Here is an 18,923-nt window from a genome sequence, read left to right as displayed (position 1 = left end):
TGACGACCAGGGCATCGAGCCGAACCGGTTCGGACCTACGCGCGGCTCACGCGAAGGTCCAGCGCTGGTTGTTCTGCCCGTTGCAGGTCCACAGTCGCACCGAGGTTCCGTTGGTGGTCGCGCTGCCGGCGACCTCCAGGCACAACCCCGACGGCACCCCGGTGATCGAGCCGTCCGCGTTGAGCCGCCACTTCTGGTTCGCCCCGCCGTGGCACGACCAGATGATCGCCGCCGTGCCCGCGCCCGTGCCCCCGCCTTCGGCGTCGAGGCACCGCAGCGAACTCCCCGAGTACACCGTCAGCTCGCCCGTGGCCGTGTGCGTCCACTGCTGGTTCTGACCACCCCAGCAGTCCCAGATGTGCAACCGGGTGCCGGTCGTGGTCGACTGGCCCGGCACGTCCAGGCACTTCCCGGCGCCGACCGCCCGCAGCGGGCCGCTCTTGGCCCCGCCGCCGGGGTCGAGGCCGAGGAAAGAGATGGCGTACGCCAACATCCCCGCCTGGGGCAGAGTGTGGCCGGTGCCCGCGATGCTCACGCCCTCGACAGCGGCTCGCGTGCTCGTGTTGCCGTAACGGGTGCGCGTCCAGCTCGATTGCGGGGAGTCGGTGGACGACGGCGTCCGGGACAGTCCGTGGAGGTTGGTCCACTGGTCGAGCTCCTCGCCGAAGTTCGGGTAGGCGAGGGTGGTGTCCGTGGTGCCGTGCCACACCTGCATCCGCGGGTACGCGCCGGTGTAGCCGGGGTACATCGAGCGGACCAGGTTGCCCCACTCCTGCGGGGACTTCACGAGGTTGCCGCTGGAGCACTGGCCGTTCCACAGCGAACCGTCGGAGGTCGCGAAGCACCCGGCCGGGACACCTGAGAACGCGGACGCCGCGGAGAAGACGTCGGGGTACCCGGCCGCCAGCACGTTGGCCATCATCGCGCCGGAGGAGAACCCGCTGACCACGATGCGGGACGGGTCGACGCCGTACCGCTGCCTGGTCCAGGAGACCATCGACATGATGCCGGTGGAGTCGCTGCCGCCGTAACGGGTGAGCCCCGCCCGCGTGGACACGTCGAAGCAATGCCCTTCGCGGGTGGCCTCCGGCACGACCACCACGTACCCGTACCGGTCCGCCGCCGTCGCGAAGTCACGCCCGTTGCCGTTGAAGATCGCCCCCGCGGACCCTCCGCAGTAGTGCACGAGCACCAGCAACGCGGGCTGCGGCGCCACGTTGTCCGGCACGTACAGGTACATGTTCAGGTTCGTCGGGTTCGTGCCGAAGTCCGTGATCCTGGTCAGCGCGGCGGCTGCGGCCTGGCCCGTTGTCAGGAACGCTGCGCCGAGCGCGAGCGGCAGGACTGACGCGAGCAGGGCGCGTAACACTCGTCTCATCGGTTGACTCCCTAGTGGTTCGAGCTCAGCGACCTGACCAGGCCGGGCGGCGGGCCTGGTCAGGTCGGACAGGGCCGGACACGCAGGTCGACCGGTCCGGGTCTAGCGACCGGGCAGGCGCCAGGTCTGGTTGAGCGGGGTTCCCTGGGCCGTGGGGTTGCAGGTCCACTGGTGGATCACGGCGCCCGGCGCGGTGGAGATGGTGCTGACGTCGACGCACTTGCCGCTGTGCCGGGCAACGAGCTGGTAGTCGTCGGGGCCGTTGCCGGCGTAGGTGACCTTCCGCAGCGTGAACTGTTGGTTGACACCGCTGTTGCAGGCCCACTGGATGACCGCGGCACCGTCCGCAGTGGACACACCGTTCACGTCCAAACACTTGCCCGACTGCTGGTTGACGACCTTGTAGGTGTCGGCGAACCCGGCCACCGGGCTGAAGTTCCACCGCTGCTCGTCACCGGTGCCACAGGCGAGCTGCTGCTGCTGGGTGCCGTCGGCGGTGCTGCGGTTGGGGTTGGTCAGGCACAGCTGCGAGTGCTGGGCGACCGCGGTGGACTGGAACGCGCCGCCACCGGTGTCCGAAGGCGGCAGGACCGTGATGGTGAACGCCTCGTCGACGTTGGAGTGCGGCAGGTTCACGGTGGTGGCGTTGGCGGACAGGGTGACGACCGTGTCCATGACGGTCACCGGACCCGGGACCGCCCCGCCGTTGTTGTGCGGGATGCGCTCGGCGAGCACCCGCACCTGGTTGTTCCGCACGACGCCTTCGGTGGCGTCCAAGCGCCGCAGGTTGACCGCGATGTTGCCGGTCGTGCGGCCACCACCGACCAGGACCTTGACCTCACCCGGCGCCTTCGTCGCGAACCCGTCGTAGGACGTGCTGGGCGTGACCGCGGCGATCTGACCGGTCTGGGAACCGTAGAAGCGGTAGACCCACCACTCGCCCTTCGGCTGGTGCCGACCCGCCGAGTCGCGGACCAGCAGGTTGCCCAGGTCGTTGTGCAGGTTCCCCGCGCTCGCCCAGTTGGCGCGCATGCCGTCCGCGCCGGCCCGTTCCAGCCGGGCGATGTACCAGGAGCCGTCACCCGGGTTCTGCTCGTTCGACGCGCCGTACTCGTTGATCTGGTACGGCCGCGGGTGCGGGATGCCGCGCGCGTCAAGGGTCGCGTTGGCCGTCGCCACGTTCGCGACCGGGTCGCCCGGCAGGGAGTGCCAGCTGATGATGTCGGGCACGACGTTGTTGGCCTTGACGAAGTCCAGGTACTGGGTCCACCACCCCGACGTCGACGGGACGCAGGCGCAGCTCGGGCCGACGATCAGGTGCGTCGGGAACGCGGCCCGGATGCGCTGGTGCGTGCGCCGCACGAGTTCGAAGTACTGGGACTGCGGGCGGTTCCAGAACAGCGTGATGTTGGGCTCGTTCCAGATGTCCCACTGCACCGGCGCCCCGGTCGCCCGCACGTCGTTGATCAGGCGGGTGACGAAGTTGTCGTAGTCGGTCCAGTTGCCGTTGTCACCGGGAAAACGGGAGATCGGGTAGCCGTCGGCGCCCCACAGGTCGTGGGGCAGCAGGACGAACTCGCCACCCAGCGACCGCGTGCGCAGCAACTGGGCGCGGGTCGCGTTCCACCGGCGGTCGTACTTGCCCGACACCCAGCCGCCGGGGCCGTCGAGCTGCGCGCCGCCGGCACGCATGTACCGGAACTTCACGTCGCGGAAGAAGTTGTCCGCGGGCGCCGACGCGTCCTCGGACATGCCGTAGATCCACCCGGACGCCCGATAGGTCGGGGAACCGCCCGTCACCGAGAAGTCGACGGCGATCGACTCGTCACCGGCCTGGGCCGGCGCGGTCATGGTGACCAAGGACGCGGCGACGAGGGTGCCGACGGTGAGCAGGGAGGTAAGGCCGCGACGGCGAGGGCGCCGCGGCCGACTTGTGGTGTCCACATGAGACTCCTGGTGCGGGATTGGGCGTGGTGGCCCGCGGTTCCCGGACTTCGTGGTGGATGCGGTCGGCTACCAAGTCGGCGCTGTGGGGCGGCGCGGGAACGTGATCCCGACACGGCTCGGCACGTGGCCGGAGCGGTGACAGGCGCGGAGGTGGTAGTTCGCCGTTGAACCATGAAGACTCCGAGCGGAGCGGACCAAGCGGAGGTCGAACCGATTCGACCTAACGAGCATCACCGTACGCGCAGCCCTGTCGCGGGCGCAACGGTAATCGAACACCACATGGTCGAACCGGTTCGAAACCGCACCGGCTGCTGGTCAGCGCGGTGGGCGCCAGACGACTCCGGCGTCCGCCCTCACCGCAGCTCCGCCGCCCAGCGGTGCAGCTCGCGGGTCTGCTCGGCGAACCGGTGCTCGTCGCTGCCCAACGGGTCCTTGAAGAAGAACGCGAGCGCCCCCAACGCTCCCACCTCACCGGCCGCATGCGCTGCGGCGAGGAGCCGTGCCAGGTCGAGCACCAGCGGCGCGGCCAGCGAGGAGTCCAGACCGGTCCACGTCAACTGCAACGACATGCGGGCGCCGAGGAAGCCCTCGAACGACACGTGGTCCCAGGCCGTCTTCTGCTCGCCGAGATCGGGAACGTTGTCGATGTGCAGCGGAGCAGTGACTTCACGGCCGAGCAACGCCTCCAGCCCGCGCGCCTTCGACTCCAGTTTGCTGCCCGCGTGCGCCGGGTCCTCCAACGTCGCGCCGTCACCGCCGCCGAGCAGGTTCGTCCCCGCCCACGACCGCACCCGAAGCGCCCGTGCGGTGAACATCGGCGCCAACACCGTGCGCAGCAACGTCTCCCCGGTCTTCCCGTCACGACCCGCGTAGGGCAGCCGCTCCCGGTGCGCGAGCTGGTCGAGCGCGGGGAGGGCGATGCCGGTGGACGGTGTGAAGTCGGCGAAGGGGCAGCCCGCACGCAGTGCCGCGTACGCGGCGACCGAACTGGACGGCAGCACGGTCCGCGCGGGGTCGACCAACGCGGCCTCCAGCGCGTCGAGGTCGTCGTGCTCGGGCCGGGCGGGCACGGGCGGTTCGGTGGAGGCGACGTTGATCACGACGACCCTGGCCAGGCCGTGCCGCTCGCGGAAGTCGGTGATGTCGGCCGCCAGTCGCCCGGCGGCTTCGGCCTGGCTGCCGCGGTGGGTGAGCGGGTCGTAGCCGGGACGGACCTCGGCGTCCGCGGCGTTCAGGGCGTCCGCGACCCTGGCCGGTAGGTGGTACGGCAGCACACCGTGCTCGGCCAACGCCTCGGCCCGCTTCGCCAACGGTGTGGAGACCACGTCGTGGCCGCCGACGACCAGCGAGTCCCACGGCGGCAGGTCGGCGTCGAGCAGCTCGGTGACGCAGCCCGTCGGCGGGGCGAGCCCTCCGCTCACCGCCGCCAACCCGCTGATCGCGGTCGTGGCGACCGAGCCGCGCACGCCGATCAACCACAGCCCGGTGCGATCTCGCGCCACGACTGATCCTCTCCTCGTTCGATGGTGACGTCCGGGTTCAGGACGCACCTTGGACAGCACTCGCGCCCGCCGAAGTGGCCTCGGCGTAGGCGCGCAGCAAGGAATCGGTGGCCAGCCGGTACAGCGACTCCAAGCGGCGACGTGAGTAGGTGCCGGGCTGTTGCCTCCCGCGTTCCCAGCCGCGCACGGAGTCGGTGCTGGTGGCGCACCGCTGTGCCAGTTGGGCTTGGGTCAGGCCGTTCCACTGCCGCAGCACGCGCAGCACCTCCGGCAGATCCCCCGGCAGCCACGACTCCGGGGAGAGGAATGCGGGCTGTCCGGCCCCCGCCGCTGTCGCCACCACGGCCAACGGCACCCGGTACAGCGAGGCCATGAGCCGGATGGCGTGCCACGGCGGCACCGCATCGCCCCGTTCCCAGCCGCGCAGCGTCATCCGCGAGACCCCGAGCAGGTCGGCGACCCTGACCTGCGAGTGGCCGGCCAGGTCTCGCAGTCGTGCCAGCTCGCCGGTCAGCCGCGCTGCGGTCCTCACACTGCGCGGGGATTCGCGCAACGTCCCGGCCAGTTCGTCGGGCTCCATGCCGAGGCACTCAGCCAGCGGTGCGAGCAGCCGGACCGGCAGCCTGCTGCCGCCCCGCTCCCAGTTGTAGACCGTCTGGACGGTGACGCACAGGGCGTCCGCGATGCGCCGGGGTGGCACGTCGAGGTCCCGGCGGAGTGCGCGCAACCCGTGGCCCGGCACGGTGTCGTCCACGACGGGGTGTTCCGGTCCCTCGGCGAAGAACGCCTCCACCCGTTCCGGCGTCAGGTGGAGGGTGTCCGCGAGCGCGGACGCCAGCACGGGGTCCGGTGTGCGCTGTCGGCGTTCCCAGCGCAGCAGGCACGCGGTGGTGACGCCGACGCTCTCCGCCACTTCGCGGGAGGTGAGTCCGAGGCTCAGCCGCACGGTCCGCAGCGACGGCACGGTCGGCGCCTCGTGCCCCGACAGGGCGCGCGACTTGGAGTCGACCATGGCCGCCACCGTCATTCGCCGCTGGAGAAGGCGGCGTCGAAGGAGGCCGTGGGTGGGTCGAAGGCGTGCTTGCGTACGAATTCGAGTGCTTCGGGGGCGCCGAGGAGTCGGTCCATTCCGGCGTCTTCCCATTCGACGCTGATCGGGCCTGAGTAGCCGATGGTGTTGAGCATGCGGAAGGACCGTTCCCACGGCACGTCGCCGCGTCCGGTGGAGACGAAGTCCCAGCCGCGGCGGGGGTCGGCCCACGGCAGGTGGGAGCCGAGGCGTCCGTTGCGGCCGTTGTCGACCTGGCGGCGGGCGTCTTTGCAGTCGACGTGGTAGATGCGGTCGCGGAAGTCCCAGAGGAAGCCGACGGGGTCGAGGTCCTGCCAGACGAAGTGCGACGGGTCCCAGTTGAGGCCGAAGGCGGGTCGGTGTCCGATGGCTTCAAGGGTGCGGACGGTGGTCCAGTAGTCGTAGGCGATCTCGGAGGGGTGGACTTCGTGGGCGAAGCGGACGCCGACCTCGTCGAAGACGTCGAGGATCGGGTTCCAGCGGTCGGCGAAGTCCTGGTAGCCGGCGTCGATCATCGACTGGGGTGCGGGCGGGAACATCGCCACCGCCTTCCAGATCGAGGAGCCGGTGAACCCGACCACCGTGCCCGCGCCGAGCCGTGCGGCGGCGCGTGCGGTCACCTTCATCTCCTCGGCGGCGCGTTGCCGCACGCCCTCGGGTTCGCCGTCGCCCCAGATCCGGGAGGACAGGATGCCTTTGTGGCGTTCGTCGATCGGGTCGTCGCAGACGGCTTGGCCGGTGAGGTGGTTGGAGATCGTCCAGACCTTGAGGTTGTGTTTGGCGAGGATCGCCTGTCGGTCGGCGAGGTAGTCGTCGTCTTCGGCGGCTCGCCAGGGGTCGAGGTGGTCGCCCCAGCAGGCGATCTCGAGGCCGTCGTAGCCCCATTCGGCGGCCAGTCGGGCGACTTCCTCGAACGGCAGGTCGGCCCACTGGCCGGTGAACAGGGTGATCGGGCGCGTCATCGTGCTCTCCTGTGGTCGACGTGGTCAGGTGGTTCGCCAGGCGCGGGCCGCGGCGCTGTCCTCGACGGCCGCGAGGACCCGCTGGACCTGGAGCCCGTCGGCGAACGAGGGTGTGGGGCCGACACCGGCGGCGACGGCGCGGACGAAGTCGACGGCCTGGTGGGTGAACGCGTGCTCGTAGCCCAGGCCGTGCCCGGCGGGCCACCACGCGTCGAGGTAGGGGTGTTGCGGCTCGGTCACGACGATGCGCCGGAAACCCGCAGTCGCCGCGTCGTCGGTGCCGTCGAAGTAGTGCAGGACGTTCATGTCCTCGAAGTCGAACGCCAGGCTCCCAGCGGAGCCGTTGACCTCGATGCGGATGGCGTTCTTGCGGCCGTTGGCGAACCGGGTCGCCTCGAACGAGCCGAGCGCGCCACCGGTGAACCGGGCCAGGAACAGCGCCGCGTCGTCCACGGTGACCGGCCCCGTCGGCCCGCCGTCGACGGCGGTGCCGGACAGTCCCGAGTGGACGGACGCCAGCGGGCGGTCGGACACGAACGTCTCCAACGTCCCGCACACCTCGCGGATGGTGTCGCCGACGATGAACTGGGCGGCGTCGATGATGTGCGCACCGATGTCACCCAACGCGCCCGAGCCGGCCTTCTCCTTCTGCAACCGCCACGACAACGGAGCGGCGGGATCCACGATCCAGTCCTGCAAGTACTGCGCCCGCACGTGGTGGATGCGCCCCAACCGGCCCTGTGCCACCAACTCGCGGGCGAACGAGATCGCCGGCACCCGCCGGTAGCTGAACCCCACCATTGCGCGCACCCCGCGTTCGGCGGCACGGTCGGCGACGGACACCATCGCCTCCGCTTCGGCGACGCTGTTGGCGAGCGGCTTCTCGCACAGCACGTGCTTGCCCGCCTCCAGCGCCGCGATGGCGATCTCGGCGTGCGTGTCGCCGGGCGTGCAGATGTCGACCACCTGCACGTCCTCGCGGTCCAGCACGGCCTTCCAGTCGCTCTCGGCCGACGCCCAGCCCAGCCGGTCCGCGGCAGCCTCCGCACGGCCCCGGTCACGGCCGCACACCACGGCCATCACCGGGCGGACCGGCAGGTCGAAGAAGCGGGGCGCGACCCGCCACGCCTGGGAGTGCGCGGCTCCCATGAACGAGTGGCCGATCATCGCGATGCCCAGCGTCGGTGACGTCACGGTGGTACTCCTCGTCGTCGCCGCGGTCAGGACTCGAACGCGGTGGGCAGGTAGCGGTCGACGTTGTCCTTCGTCACGACCGGCGCGAACAGCTCGATCTGGCGGGGAACCTCGACCTCGACCAGGTCGCCGAGGCTCTTGCCCTGCACGGCCAGCCGGGCCAGCCGGATGCCGTCCGCGCCCTGGGTGGACGGGTAGACCACGGTGGCCTTGTGCAGGCCGTTGTCGGCCTTGATCTCGCGCATCACGTTCGCCGACCCGGCCCCGCCGATGAGGAAGAACTCGCCACGGCCGGAGTTCTTGATCGCGGCACTGACGCCGATGCCCTGGTCGTCGTCGTGGTTCCAGATCGCGTCGACCCGCGGCGCCGCCTGGAGCAGGTTCGCAGCCGCCTTCTCACCACTCTCCACCGTGAACTCAGCCGCCACCCGGTTGTTCACCTTCAACCCGCACTCGCGCAGGGCGTCGGCGAAGCCCTTGCTGCGGTCCTGCGTCAACGGCAGCGAGTCGATACCCGCGATCTCCGCCACCACGGCGTCGGACTTGCCGTCGAGCTTCTCGCACACGTAAGTACCCGCCGAGACACCCATGCCGTAGTTGTCGCCCAACACCGTCGAGCGCGCCGCGAACGGGCTGTCGAACGCGCGGTCCACGTTGATCACCGTGATACCGGCCTTCATCGCCTTGAGCGCCACCGGAGTGAGTGCCGCGCCGTCGAACGGCAGCAACACGATCGCGTCGACCTTGTCGTTGATGAACGTCTCCACCTGACTGATCTGGAGACTGACGTCGTTGGTGCCCTCCACCACCTTCAACTCCACATCGGAGTACTTCTCCGCCTCGGCCTTCGCAGCGGCGGAAATGGCCGCCATCCACCCGTGGTCCGCGGCGGGTGCGGAGAAGCCGATGACGACCTTCTTGCCGGGCTCGTCGTTGGCGACCTTCACACCGCCCTGACTTCCGGTTTGGGTGGTCGTCTCGGGGGTGTTGCCCGTGCAGGCGGTGAGCGCGACGCCGGTGGCGAGGATCGCGACGATGACGCCGGCGCGAGCGGTTCTGTTGCGTGACATGGATGTTCTCCTGGTATGACGGCGGTTGTGGTGGTCGGCGGAGGTTCGTGGTCAGGAGTCGCCGCGTCGGGCCAGTCGCTGTTGGAGCAGGACGGCGATCACGATGATTGCGCCCTTCGCGACGGCCTGCGCGGAGATGGAGAGGTTGTTGAGGGTGAACACGTTGGACAGCGTGGTGAAGATCAGCACCCCGAACACGGTGCCTGCGATGGTCCCGCGACCGCCCGACAGCAGCGTGCCGCCGATGACGACCGCGGCGATCGCGTCCAACTCGTACAGACCGCCGTGCGTGGCGCTGCCGGTCGTGGTCCGGGCGATGAGCAGGATGGCGGCGATACCGCAGCACACACCCAACAACGTGTAGAGCAGCACGGTGTGCCGCCGCACGTTGATACCCGCGAGGCGGGCGGCCTCCGGGTTGCCGCCGACGGCGTAGGTACGGCGGCCGAACGTGGTGCGGTTGAGCACCACCCAGCCGACGACTGCCACCAACACGAAGATGATGACCAACACGGGCACGCCGAACACCGAGGCGTCGAAGAACGCGGTGAACCCGGGCACGTCCACGATCTGCGTCTTGCGGTTGGACATGATCTCGGCCAAACCGCGCGCGGCGGCGAGCATGGCGAGCGTCGCGATAAACGCCACGATCCGGCCGTAAGCGATCAGCACGCCGTTGACGACCCCACAACCGGCGCCGACCGCCAACGCGGTGAACACGAGGGACAGCCAGTGAAAGTCCCGTGCCACGGCCTGCGTGGCCAGGGTGGTCGCCCACACCGAGGACAGCGCCACGATCGCCCCGACGGACAGATCGATACCGCCGCCGGTGATGACGAACGTCATGCCCACGCTCACCACGCCGATCACCGAAGCCAGGCGCAGGATCGTCAGCAGGTTGTCCACGTCGGCGAACCGGTCCCCCGCCGTGATGACGCCGACCACGCACAGCAGCACCAGGGCGACCACGAGGCCGGTGTTGCGCCCGGCCGCGGACCCCAGGAGCCCGGTGACGGCACGTCTGGCGCGGCCACCGTCGGGCGGACCGGACGTCGGTGCGACGGCGGCCGTCGCGGTGTTCTCGTTCATGCGGCGGTTCCTTCCATGACCAGGTCCAGGACCCGGTGTTCGTCGATCTCGTGGGCCGGCCCCTCGTGGACGACACGCCCTTCGCGCACCACCAGGACCCGGTCCGACAGGCCGAGGACCTCCTCGACGTCGCTGGACACCACGACCACGGCCACACCCCGCTCGGCCAGGTCCCGGATCAGCTCGTAGATCTCGCTGCGCGCGCCGACGTCCACCCCACGCGTCGGCTCGTCCAGCAGCAGCACCCGGCACTCGCGCAGCAGCCACCGGGCCAGCACGACCTTCTGCTGGTTGCCACCCGACAGGGTGCGCACCGCCCGGTCGACGCCCGGTGGACGCACGTCCAACGCCGTGGTCAACTCCAGCGATCGCGCACGTTCCGCGCCGCTGTCCAGGAATCCGAAACGGGCGAACACGGGCAACGTGGACACCGTGATGTTGCGGTAGACGGCCTGGTCCAGCAGCAGTCCCTGGCTCTTGCGCTCCTCCGGGCACAGCCCGACACCGGCTCGCACGGCCGCACCGACGGAACCGCGCCGGAGCCGCTTGCCGTCGACCTCCACCGTGCCCGCCGAGGCCTTGCGCGCGCCGTAGACGGCCTCCAGGATTTCCGATCGCCCGGAGCCCACCAGGCCCGCCAACCCGACGACCTCGCCAGCGCGGACGGTGAGGTCCAATCCCGCGAACCGCCCCGACGCCGCGAGCCCGCGCACGGCGAGCACGACCGGCGCCGCCGGATCGAGCGGCTTGCGATCGGGGAAGACGTACTCCAGGTCGCGCCCGGTCATCAGCTTGATCAGGTCGGCGGTCCGCGCCTCGCGGGCGGGCAGGCCGGTGGCGACGGTCCGGCCGTCCTTGAGCACCGTGACCCGGTCACCGATCTCGCGGATCTCCTCCATCCGGTGCGAGATGTAGACGACGGCCACGCCCTGGGCGGTCAGTTCCCGGATGACCCGGAACAGGGTGTGCACCTCGTCCTGGTCCAGCACGGCCGACGGCTCGTCCATGATCAACAACCGGCCGTCGCGGGACAGCGCCCGAGCCATGCTCACGATCTGCTGGTTGGCCGCGGACAACCGGCCCGCGTCGCGGTCCACCGGGATGTCGGGGTGGCCCAGCCGCTCCAGCAGGGCGCGGGTCCGCCTGCGTGCCTCGGCGCGACGGGTGAACCCGGCGGTGGCCGGCTCGTGGCCCAGGAACACGTTGTCGGCGACCGAGAGCCCGGCCACCAGGTCCAGCTCCTGGTAGATGGCCGCCACGCCGGTGCGCATCGCGTCCATCGGGTTGTCGAACGACACGACCTCGCCCTGCCACCGCAGTTCGCCCTCGTCCGGCCGATGCGCACCGGCCAGCACCTTGATCAACGTCGATTTGCCCGCGCCGTTCTGGCCCAGCAGGCAGTGCACCTCGCCCGCGCGGACGTCGAAGTCGACCCCGCCCAGGGCAGTGACACCCGGGAAGCGCTTCACCACACCCCGGACCGACAGCAACGGGGTTCCGCTGGACGTCATACCGATTCCTCCTGTGCCACGGGGTGGTGTCCGCCGGCCGGCTCGACGAGTGTGGGGTCCTGGAAGACGTGGTCGAGGACCTGCGACGCTCCCCCGCGCGCGGAGGCGGAGAAGCCGAGCGTCGAGAACGCCACGCGCGTGCCGCCCGCGTCGCCGGCGAAGACGTGGAGTCGCAACTCGTCGTGCAGGGAGCCCGCGATCCACGGCGAGAGGGCCGCGAAGTAGCCGCCGAGGACCAGCAGGCTGGGGTTGAAGACGTTGACCAGGATGGCCGCGCCGACGACGAGCCAGTGCGCGATCTCGGTGAGCGCGGCCAGGACCCTGGGATCGCCCGCACGGGCGCGATTGCCGATCTCGGCGAGCCGCTTCTCCACGTCGAGCGACGGGTCGCGGACCGGGTCGTGTTCCGGCGCCGCTGCCGCCAGCAGGGCGTTGAGGCCGACGGCGGCCTCCCAGCAGCCTCTTCTGCCGCACCCGCAACGCGGACCGCCTGCCCGGACCCGCATGTGCCCGACCTCGCCCGCGAAGCCGGCGGCGCCGCGCAGCAACTGCCCGCCCGCGACCACGCCGCCGCCGATGCCCGCCGCGCCGGTGAGCAGGATCAGGTCCGCGCTGCGGTCCGGGCCCTGTCCCTCGATCTCGGCCAGCGCGGCCAGGTTGGCCTCGTTGTCCAGCAGCACGGGGTACGGCGGGTCGCCGAGGATCCGCCGGATCTCGGCGACCACCGCGACGTCGGTCCAGCCGAGGTTCGGCGCCTCGTGCACGATTCCGGTCCCCACCCCGACCAGGCCGGGTACGGCGATGGTCAGGCCGACCGGGCGGATGTCGTTCTTCTCCAGGCGCTTCAAGGCCTGGCTCAGCAGCCGCCCCAGGCGGGCCAGCACCAGGGCGGGCTCCATGCGCGCGGTGTCGAGGGCGAGCCGCTTCTCCGACACGACGTCGCCGCGCAGGTTGAGCACCAGCACCGACAGGTAGTCGATGTTGACCTCGGCCCCGACCGCCACCACGTGCTCGCCGTCGAGCCGGATGTACTGGCCCGGCCTGCCGACCGTCGCCGGCTCCGCCTCACCCTCGCCCACCAGGCCGCGGTCGACCAGCTCGGCGACGAGACTGGACACCGTCGCCTTGTTCAAGCCGGTCTCCGCGGCGAGCCGCGCCCTCGATCGCGGGCCGCGGTCGCGCAGGTGCGACAGCACGACCGAGAGGTTGTGCCTGCGGACCGTGAGCTGGTCCGCGGCCGCGTTGCGCGAACGCAAGCGGACGGGCCTGCTTCTCATGCCACTCCTCGATGTCGCCGGACGACGACGGCCGGAGGCCGGGTGCCTGGTACGGGGAAGGAGGTGTGGCCCGCGGGGTGCGGGCCACACCCACCACCTACTCGTGCGGGAGTGCGTCCGGGTTGTGACCGGGCCTTGCGGTGTACCGACCGGTGGCCTCGACGTTGCCCGCGACGTCGATGGACCGGTACTCCAGGACGTCCTTGCCGTTGGGCCGGAGCTTGATCTCCTCACCCGGGTAGACCTGCCACGGCCCGTTGGAGATCCGGTACTCGGTCTTGGCCACGCCCGAGGTGACGTCGGCGGCTTGGAGCCAGACCCGTGAGGCCGCCGTGCCGCGACGGGCAGACGTGACGGGCGTGGCGGTGTCGACCTTCACGTCGACCACCGACTCCGCCGAGGTGTTGCCCGCCGCGTCCGTGGCGCGCACGGCGATCCGGTGCGCCCCCTCGCCCGTGACGGCCACCGCGGCGGAGTAGGGCTGCCACGCCCCGGCGTCGACCCGGTATTCGAGCACCGGGCCGCCGGAGGTCTCGTCGGTCGCGTCGGCCGACACCGTGACCGGCCGCGTCCACCAGCCTTCCGCTCCCGAAGGCTCGTCGGCCTTCGCCGTGACCTTCGGCGCGGCCTGGTCCACCTTGACGTCGACCGCCTTCTCCTCGGACGTGTTGCCCGCGGTGTCGGAGGCCCGGAACGCCACCACTCGCGTGCCGTCCTCGGTGAACGCCACGGGCGCGGTGTACTCCGCCCAGGCGCCGTCGCCGACCCGGTACTCCACGTACACCTGGCCGGGACGGTCGTCGGTGGCCTCAGCGGTCACCGTGACAGGTCCGGTCCACCACCCGTTCGCACCGTTGGGCGCGGCGGGTGCGGCGGCCACCGACAGTTGCGGCGCCGCCTGGTCGCCGTCGCTCACCCGGAAGTGCTCGAACCGGGCGGGCTTCGACGCGGTTTGCGGACCGCCGAGGGCGAACAGGCCGATCTTCGCACTGTCCCCGAGCGCCGTGTTGACGACCGGTTCGAGTGACGTCCAGGTCTGCCCGTCCGCGCTGTAGGAGCCGGTGTAGGTGTTTCCGGACTTGGCCAACCTCAGGTGCCACACGCCTTGGGTGAGGCCGCCCGCGGAGGGCTGCGGTTGGTCGATCGCATCGGCGGTTTCCGACCGCAGCTCGATCCCGCGATCCACCGTCGAGCCCGGCGCGTTGGTGGTGAGGTAGTCGAACTTCACGTAGTTCGCGTCGTCGCCGTACGCGATCAACCCGGCCTGCTGGTACTGCTCGTTCAGGGCGGAGGCGTCCACCTTCGTCTCGATCGTCCAGTCGTCGCCCGGTGCGTCCTGGAGGATGAAGTTGGCCGGCAGGTTGGTGGACGTGCCGTAGATGTCACCGTCGCTGGTGTCGATGCGCAGGCCGCCGTCGGCCACGCCGTAACCGGTGGGGTCGCGCCGGACGACGGCGTTCCAGCGGCAGGCGTCGAGCGACGTGCCGGTGAAGTCGTCGTTCCGGTCGACCTCGACCGTGGTGTCCGGCGTGATCCTGAACGTGTCGAACTCGGCGTCCACGACGGGGTGGTCACCGGAGCCGGCCAGCGACACCAGACCGATCTTCGGGTTGGTGATGCCCGCCAGCGACTTGGTCTGCGGCATCGGGGTGAACGTCTGGCCGTCCGCGCTGTAGGACGCGGTCAGGTTCGTCCCGTCGCTGTTGAACCTGATCCAGACGGTGTCTGGGTACTGCGCGCCCAGCGGCGCGGTGTTGGACTCGGCGACCTCGTTGGGTGAGCCGTTCTCCTCGCGGATGAACTGGAAGATGCGGCTCGCCGCGTCGTCACTGCCGGTGGTGCGGCCTTCCAGCACCATCTTCGCGTAGTTGTCGTCGTCGCCGTAGACGATGAGTCCTGCCTGTTGGTAGGCCTGCCGGGCGGGCAGCCTGAGCTTGGTGGTGGCCTCGAAGGCCCCCGGCGGCAGGTCCTGCAACACGATGTTCGGCGCGTTGCCGCCAGTGCCGTAGATGTCGGTGGGCGAGGTGGGGATCACGAGGTGCCCGTCGCGGACGGCGAGGTCCTGGTTCTCCCGCACCACCGTGGTCCACCGGGCCCGGTCGAGCGAAGTGCCGAGGAAGTCGTCCGACCGGCCGCCGAGGCAGTCCGTCGGCACCGTCCGCACGGTGATCTCGACGTTCGCCGTGCCGCTCGCGCCCCTGGCGTCGGTCGCGGTGACCTTGGCCTGGAACTTGCCGCCGGCGGCGTAGGTGTGGCTGACCGTGGCGCCAGTGCCGGTGCCGCCGTCACCGAACGTCCACGCGTACTGGATGGGTTCGTCACCCTCGGGATCGGTGGCGGTCGCGGTGAAGTCGACCTTCAGCGGCGTGCCGCCGGACGTCGGGGTGGCCGTGGCGGTGACCGTGGGCCGCCGGTTGTGCGTGACGCCGCCGCCGACGAACTCCAGCCAGTTGACGTTCGCGAGGTAGCTGGTGGTGGTGCTGCCCTCCGACCGGCGGGTGACGAAGTACAGCTTCGACCCGGCCGGTGGGCTGTCCATGAGGTCAGCGGTCACCGTGGTCCAGTTCTGCCAACCGCCGGTCGCGGGGAACGTCGCGGTTCCGGCGAGCGGACCGTCAGGTGCGCCCACCCGGACCTCGATCCGACCCCCTTCTGACCCCGAGGCGACCCGGAAGCGCACCTGGTCGATGCCCGTGAGGCTCGCGCGGGCGAGGGAGAAGTAGTCGCCGTCGGTGATGAACCCGATGTTCTGGCCGCCACCCGTGTCGGTGGTGTTCTCCTTCTCCACACCCGCCGTGTCGTCACCGACGCCACCGGGGACTCGGCCGGAGTCGGTGTGGAACTCCGCCTCCTTGTGCTTCGGCTGGAGGACCAGGATCGCCTCGCCGGTCAGCGGGGATACCCCGGGTGCGCCCTTGTCTGTGTACTTCGCCGTCAGGACACCGAAGATGTCCGCGCCCGCGTGGCCCTCGTCGCCGGACATGACGGCCAGGCCCTCACAACCCCGGTACTGCTCATAGCCGTGCGAGTGCTCGTCGTGGCCCAACGCGGGCTGCACGACCACGTTCTGGCAGTCGATGGTGCCGTCCTCCGCGTCGGTCACCGTGACGCGGTAGGACACCTGGTCGCCGAAGTCGATGAACCCGCCGTCCACCGGCGCGGTCAGCGTGACCACCGGCGGCGTGTTACCCACGACGATGGCGACGTTGGCAACCGCGGACTTGCCGCCCTCGTCGGTCACGGTCAGACGCGCGGTGTAGTTACCGACGGCCGTGTAGGTGTGGCTCGGGGTGGCCTCGGTGCTGTCGGTGGTGCCGTCACCGTCGAAGTCCCACGCCAGCGTGACCGGCGTGCCGTCCGGGTCGCGCGATCCCGCCGAGTCGAACCGCACCGCCAGCGGGGCGTGGCCGGAGGTGCGGTCGGCCTTGGCCATCGCGATCGGGGCTCGGTTGCCGCGCACGTAGTCGATCCGGTAGAGGCCGCTGTCGGCGTTGTTGCCGCCGAAGCCCGAACCCCACTCGATGATGTACAACGCGCCGTCCGGGCCGAACTGCATGGCGTGCACCCGGTTGAAGTCCATGTCGGGCAGCATCCGGTTGATGTCGACCACGCTCGTGCCGTCCGGTGAGAGCTGCAACGAGAACAACCTGCCGTCGTTCCAGTCACCCCACATCGCCTTGCCGTCCCAGTACGCGGGCCACTTGCGCTCCGAGTCCAGGTCCGGGTCGAACCGGTAGGTGCCGCCCGCCATCGGCGCGCCACTGCCACCGATCTCCGGGTTGCCGGTGGCCACCTTGCCTTGCCAGATCGGCGTGCCGATCACCGGCGGCAACTGCGTGATGCCGGTGTTGTTGGGCGAGTCGTTCACCGGGGCGGCACAGTCGAAGGGCGCACCCGACACACCCGTGGCGAAATCATGGTCGTGGTACGGGGTGTTCACGCCGACGCAGTACGGCCAACCGTAGAAGCCCGGCTTGTCGACGATGTTCCACTCCACACGGCCGTCCGGCCCGCGCTGAGGGCTGATCTGACCGGCGTCCGGACCGTAGTCGGCGACCTGGAGCTTGTTCGTCTTCGGGTCCAGACCGATGCGGAAGGCGTTGCGGAAACCCATCGCGTAGATCTCGGGACGGGTCTTCTCCGTTCCCGGCGCGAACATGTTGCCCGCCGGAACCGTGTACGTGCCGTCCGGCTGCGGCGTGATCCGCAGGATCTTCCCGTTGAGGTTGTTGCTGTTCGCCGAGGAACGCTGCGAATCCCACGCCGCACGGCCCGGCCTCTCGTCCAACGGGCTGTAGCCGTCGGAGGCGAACGGGTTGGTGTTGTCGCCCGTGGTGATGAACAGGTTGCCGTCGTTGTCGAACTCCAACGCACCACCGGCGTGACAGCACTGGTCGCGCTGCGTGGGGATCTCCAGCACGACCTTCTCGCTGCCCGCGGTGATCGTGTCACCGGACAACGTGAAGCGGGACACCCGGTCCAACGCCTGCGCACCCGCCGGCGAGTAGTACAGGTACAGCTGGTTGTTCGTGGCGAAGTCAGGGTCGAGCGCCAGCCCGAGGAGTCCGAACTCCTGCCCGGTGTAGACCTGCACCGACCCCGCGGTCACCACCGAACCGTCGGTGCGGACGACCTTCACCGCGCCGTTACGGTCGACGTAGAAGACCCGACCGTCCTCCGCGATGGCCAACTCCATCGGGTTGGCCGTGTTGTCGTCCAACGCGACCTTGTCGAAGCTACCGGTGCGCGAGGCTGAACAGTCCGCGTCGAGCACACCCGCCGCCGTCTGCACACCCTTGAGCAGGTGGTCGCGGAACGAGGGGTCGGCGTAGGACTCCTCCGTGTGACCCAGACCCGTGTACCAGGAACGGCCACCGTCGTAGTCCTGACACCACGCGATCGGGTGGCTCGTGCCCATCGCGCCACTACCGGGGCTGTAGCTCGTCTCATCCAACTCCGCCAGCACATGCACCTTGGCCGCCGGGTCCGCGCGGAAGTTGTACCACTCGTCAAAGCGCTGCCACGCCTGCGGCAACCCCGCCGTCGACGGGTGCGCCGGGTCGGTCACCTTCACCTTCGCGTTCTGCGGATTCGGGTGGTTGGCGAAGTACGCGCCCACCAGATCCCCGTACCAGGCCCAGTCGTACTCGGTGTCCGTCGCCGCGTGCACACCGGCGAAACCACCACCGCCCTTGATGTAGCGCTCGAACGCCGCCTGCTGACCGCTGTTCAGCACATCACCGGTCGTGGAGAGGAACACCACCACCTCGTACTGGGCGAGGTTGGCGTCGGTGAAGGCGCCCGCGTCCGCGGTGGAATCCAAGGTGAACCCGTGGGCCGCGCTCAACTCCTCCAGCGCCACGACACCCGCCTCGATCGACGGGTGCCGGAAGCCCGCGGTCTTCGTGAAGACCAGCGCCTTGAACGTCTCGTCACCGTGGCCGGGGTGCGCCTGAGCCGGGACGGCCGGCGAGATCAGCGACCAGACCAACGACACCAAGACCGCGGCCGACCACCAGGGACGCGGTCTCCGAGCACGACTGAGTCTGGACGAGTTCACCATTGAGCCCTCCCGCAACGAAGATCGAACCGCGGCCGGTGTCACACGATTCGTCTGTCGAGTGAACAAACTAATGACCGTTTTTCGGGACGGTCAAGGTCGCGAGTGGACGATGGGGTGGCCAATCCTGAACCTGGCCAACGACCGTGAATCACAGGCCGACGGGGCGCGCACACACGATTTCGATCGCGCGACTGAATACGCCGTCACGCCTGGGCGACTACACGACACAATCGACACAGCGCAGTAGCCGGAATGGACACGGCCTGCCCCGTTCGAACAGTACAGACGCCTTGGTGGGCGCTTTTTCCCAATGCGCGGTTCTAACTGCGCCATGAGCACAGCGCAACCGTTGATCTCGGGC

The 18,923-nt window shown here is 70.0% G+C and carries 11 protein-coding genes; all 11 read right to left on the bottom strand.

Going from position 1 to position 18,923, the window contains the following annotated elements:
• Positions 1 to 46: 46 nt before the first annotated feature.
• Positions 47 to 1,378 (bottom strand): extracellular catalytic domain type 1 short-chain-length polyhydroxyalkanoate depolymerase, encoded by a 1,332-nt coding sequence (locus tag F4560_RS08285; protein WP_184918304.1) that lies wholly within the window; start codon positions 1,376 to 1,378, stop codon positions 47 to 49.
• Between the two features lie 102 nt (positions 1,379 to 1,480).
• Positions 1,481 to 3,322 carry an RICIN domain-containing protein gene (locus tag F4560_RS08280; RefSeq protein ID WP_312868821.1) on the bottom strand — a complete coding sequence of 614 codons (1,842 nt, stop codon included), beginning with the start codon at positions 3,320 to 3,322 and terminating at the stop codon, positions 1,481 to 1,483.
• A gap of 356 nt (positions 3,323 to 3,678) precedes the next feature.
• The gene (locus tag F4560_RS08275) at positions 3,679 to 4,827 is read right to left on the bottom strand and encodes an inositol-3-phosphate synthase (protein ID WP_312868819.1); all 1,149 of its coding nucleotides are present in this window, start codon (positions 4,825 to 4,827) and stop codon (positions 3,679 to 3,681) included.
• A 37-nt stretch (positions 4,828 to 4,864) separates the two neighbouring features.
• A complete protein-coding gene (locus F4560_RS08270) occupies positions 4,865 to 5,839 on the bottom strand; it encodes a helix-turn-helix domain-containing protein (RefSeq protein ID WP_184918302.1) in 975 nt (324 codons plus the stop codon).
• 11 nt (positions 5,840 to 5,850) lie between these two features.
• Positions 5,851 to 6,858, bottom strand: a complete 1,008-nt coding sequence (locus F4560_RS08265) for a sugar phosphate isomerase/epimerase family protein (protein WP_184918300.1) — start codon at positions 6,856 to 6,858, stop codon at positions 5,851 to 5,853.
• A 24-nt stretch (positions 6,859 to 6,882) separates the two neighbouring features.
• Positions 6,883 to 8,025 (bottom strand): Gfo/Idh/MocA family protein, encoded by a 1,143-nt coding sequence (locus F4560_RS08260; protein WP_184928981.1) that lies wholly within the window; start codon positions 8,023 to 8,025, stop codon positions 6,883 to 6,885.
• A gap of 53 nt (positions 8,026 to 8,078) precedes the next feature.
• On the bottom strand, positions 8,079 to 9,122 hold the full coding sequence (locus F4560_RS08255) for a substrate-binding domain-containing protein (RefSeq protein ID WP_184918298.1): 1,044 nt from the start codon (positions 9,120 to 9,122) through the stop codon (positions 8,079 to 8,081).
• Between the two features lie 51 nt (positions 9,123 to 9,173).
• Positions 9,174 to 10,211: an ABC transporter permease gene (locus F4560_RS08250; RefSeq protein ID WP_184918296.1), complete on the bottom strand. Its 1,038-nt coding sequence runs from the start codon at positions 10,209 to 10,211 to the stop codon at positions 9,174 to 9,176.
• Positions 10,208 to 11,722, bottom strand: a complete 1,515-nt coding sequence (locus tag F4560_RS08245) for a sugar ABC transporter ATP-binding protein (RefSeq protein ID WP_184918294.1) — start codon at positions 11,720 to 11,722, stop codon at positions 10,208 to 10,210. Before F4560_RS08245 ends, F4560_RS08250 begins: the two co-directional genes overlap by 4 nt.
• Positions 11,719 to 12,999 carry an ROK family transcriptional regulator gene (locus F4560_RS08240; RefSeq protein ID WP_184918292.1) on the bottom strand — a complete coding sequence of 427 codons (1,281 nt, stop codon included), beginning with the start codon at positions 12,997 to 12,999 and terminating at the stop codon, positions 11,719 to 11,721. Before F4560_RS08240 ends, F4560_RS08245 begins: the two co-directional genes overlap by 4 nt.
• Before the next feature lie 97 nt (positions 13,000 to 13,096).
• A complete protein-coding gene (locus F4560_RS08235; protein ID WP_312869842.1) occupies positions 13,097 to 18,496 on the bottom strand; it encodes a ThuA domain-containing protein in 5,400 nt (1,799 codons plus the stop codon).
• Positions 18,497 to 18,923 lie beyond the last annotated feature (427 nt).

The organism is Saccharothrix ecbatanensis (assembly GCF_014205015.1).
Lineage (GTDB): Bacteria > Actinomycetota > Actinomycetes > Mycobacteriales > Pseudonocardiaceae > Actinosynnema > Actinosynnema ecbatanense.
The sequence above is the reverse complement of the archived record's forward strand: the minus strand, read 5'-3'. Positions and strand labels throughout refer to the sequence as shown.

Coding starts and splice junctions, on each gene's coding strand:
- F4560_RS08285 (WP_184918304.1), bottom strand. CDS start 1,378: ATGAGACGAGTGTTACGCGCCCTGCTCGCGTCAGTCCTGCCGCTCGCG.
- F4560_RS08270 (WP_184918302.1), bottom strand. CDS start 5,839: ATGGTCGACTCCAAGTCGCGCGCCCTGTCGGGGCACGAGGCGCCGACC.
- F4560_RS08265 (WP_184918300.1), bottom strand. CDS start 6,858: ATGACGCGCCCGATCACCCTGTTCACCGGCCAGTGGGCCGACCTGCCG.
- F4560_RS08260 (WP_184928981.1), bottom strand. CDS start 8,025: ATGATCGGCCACTCGTTCATGGGAGCCGCGCACTCCCAGGCGTGGCGG.
- F4560_RS08255 (WP_184918298.1), bottom strand. CDS start 9,122: ATGTCACGCAACAGAACCGCTCGCGCCGGCGTCATCGTCGCGATCCTC.
- F4560_RS08250 (WP_184918296.1), bottom strand. CDS start 10,211: ATGAACGAGAACACCGCGACGGCCGCCGTCGCACCGACGTCCGGTCCG.
- F4560_RS08245 (WP_184918294.1), bottom strand. CDS start 11,722: ATGACGTCCAGCGGAACCCCGTTGCTGTCGGTCCGGGGTGTGGTGAAG.
- F4560_RS08240 (WP_184918292.1), bottom strand. CDS start 12,999: ATGAGAAGCAGGCCCGTCCGCTTGCGTTCGCGCAACGCGGCCGCGGAC.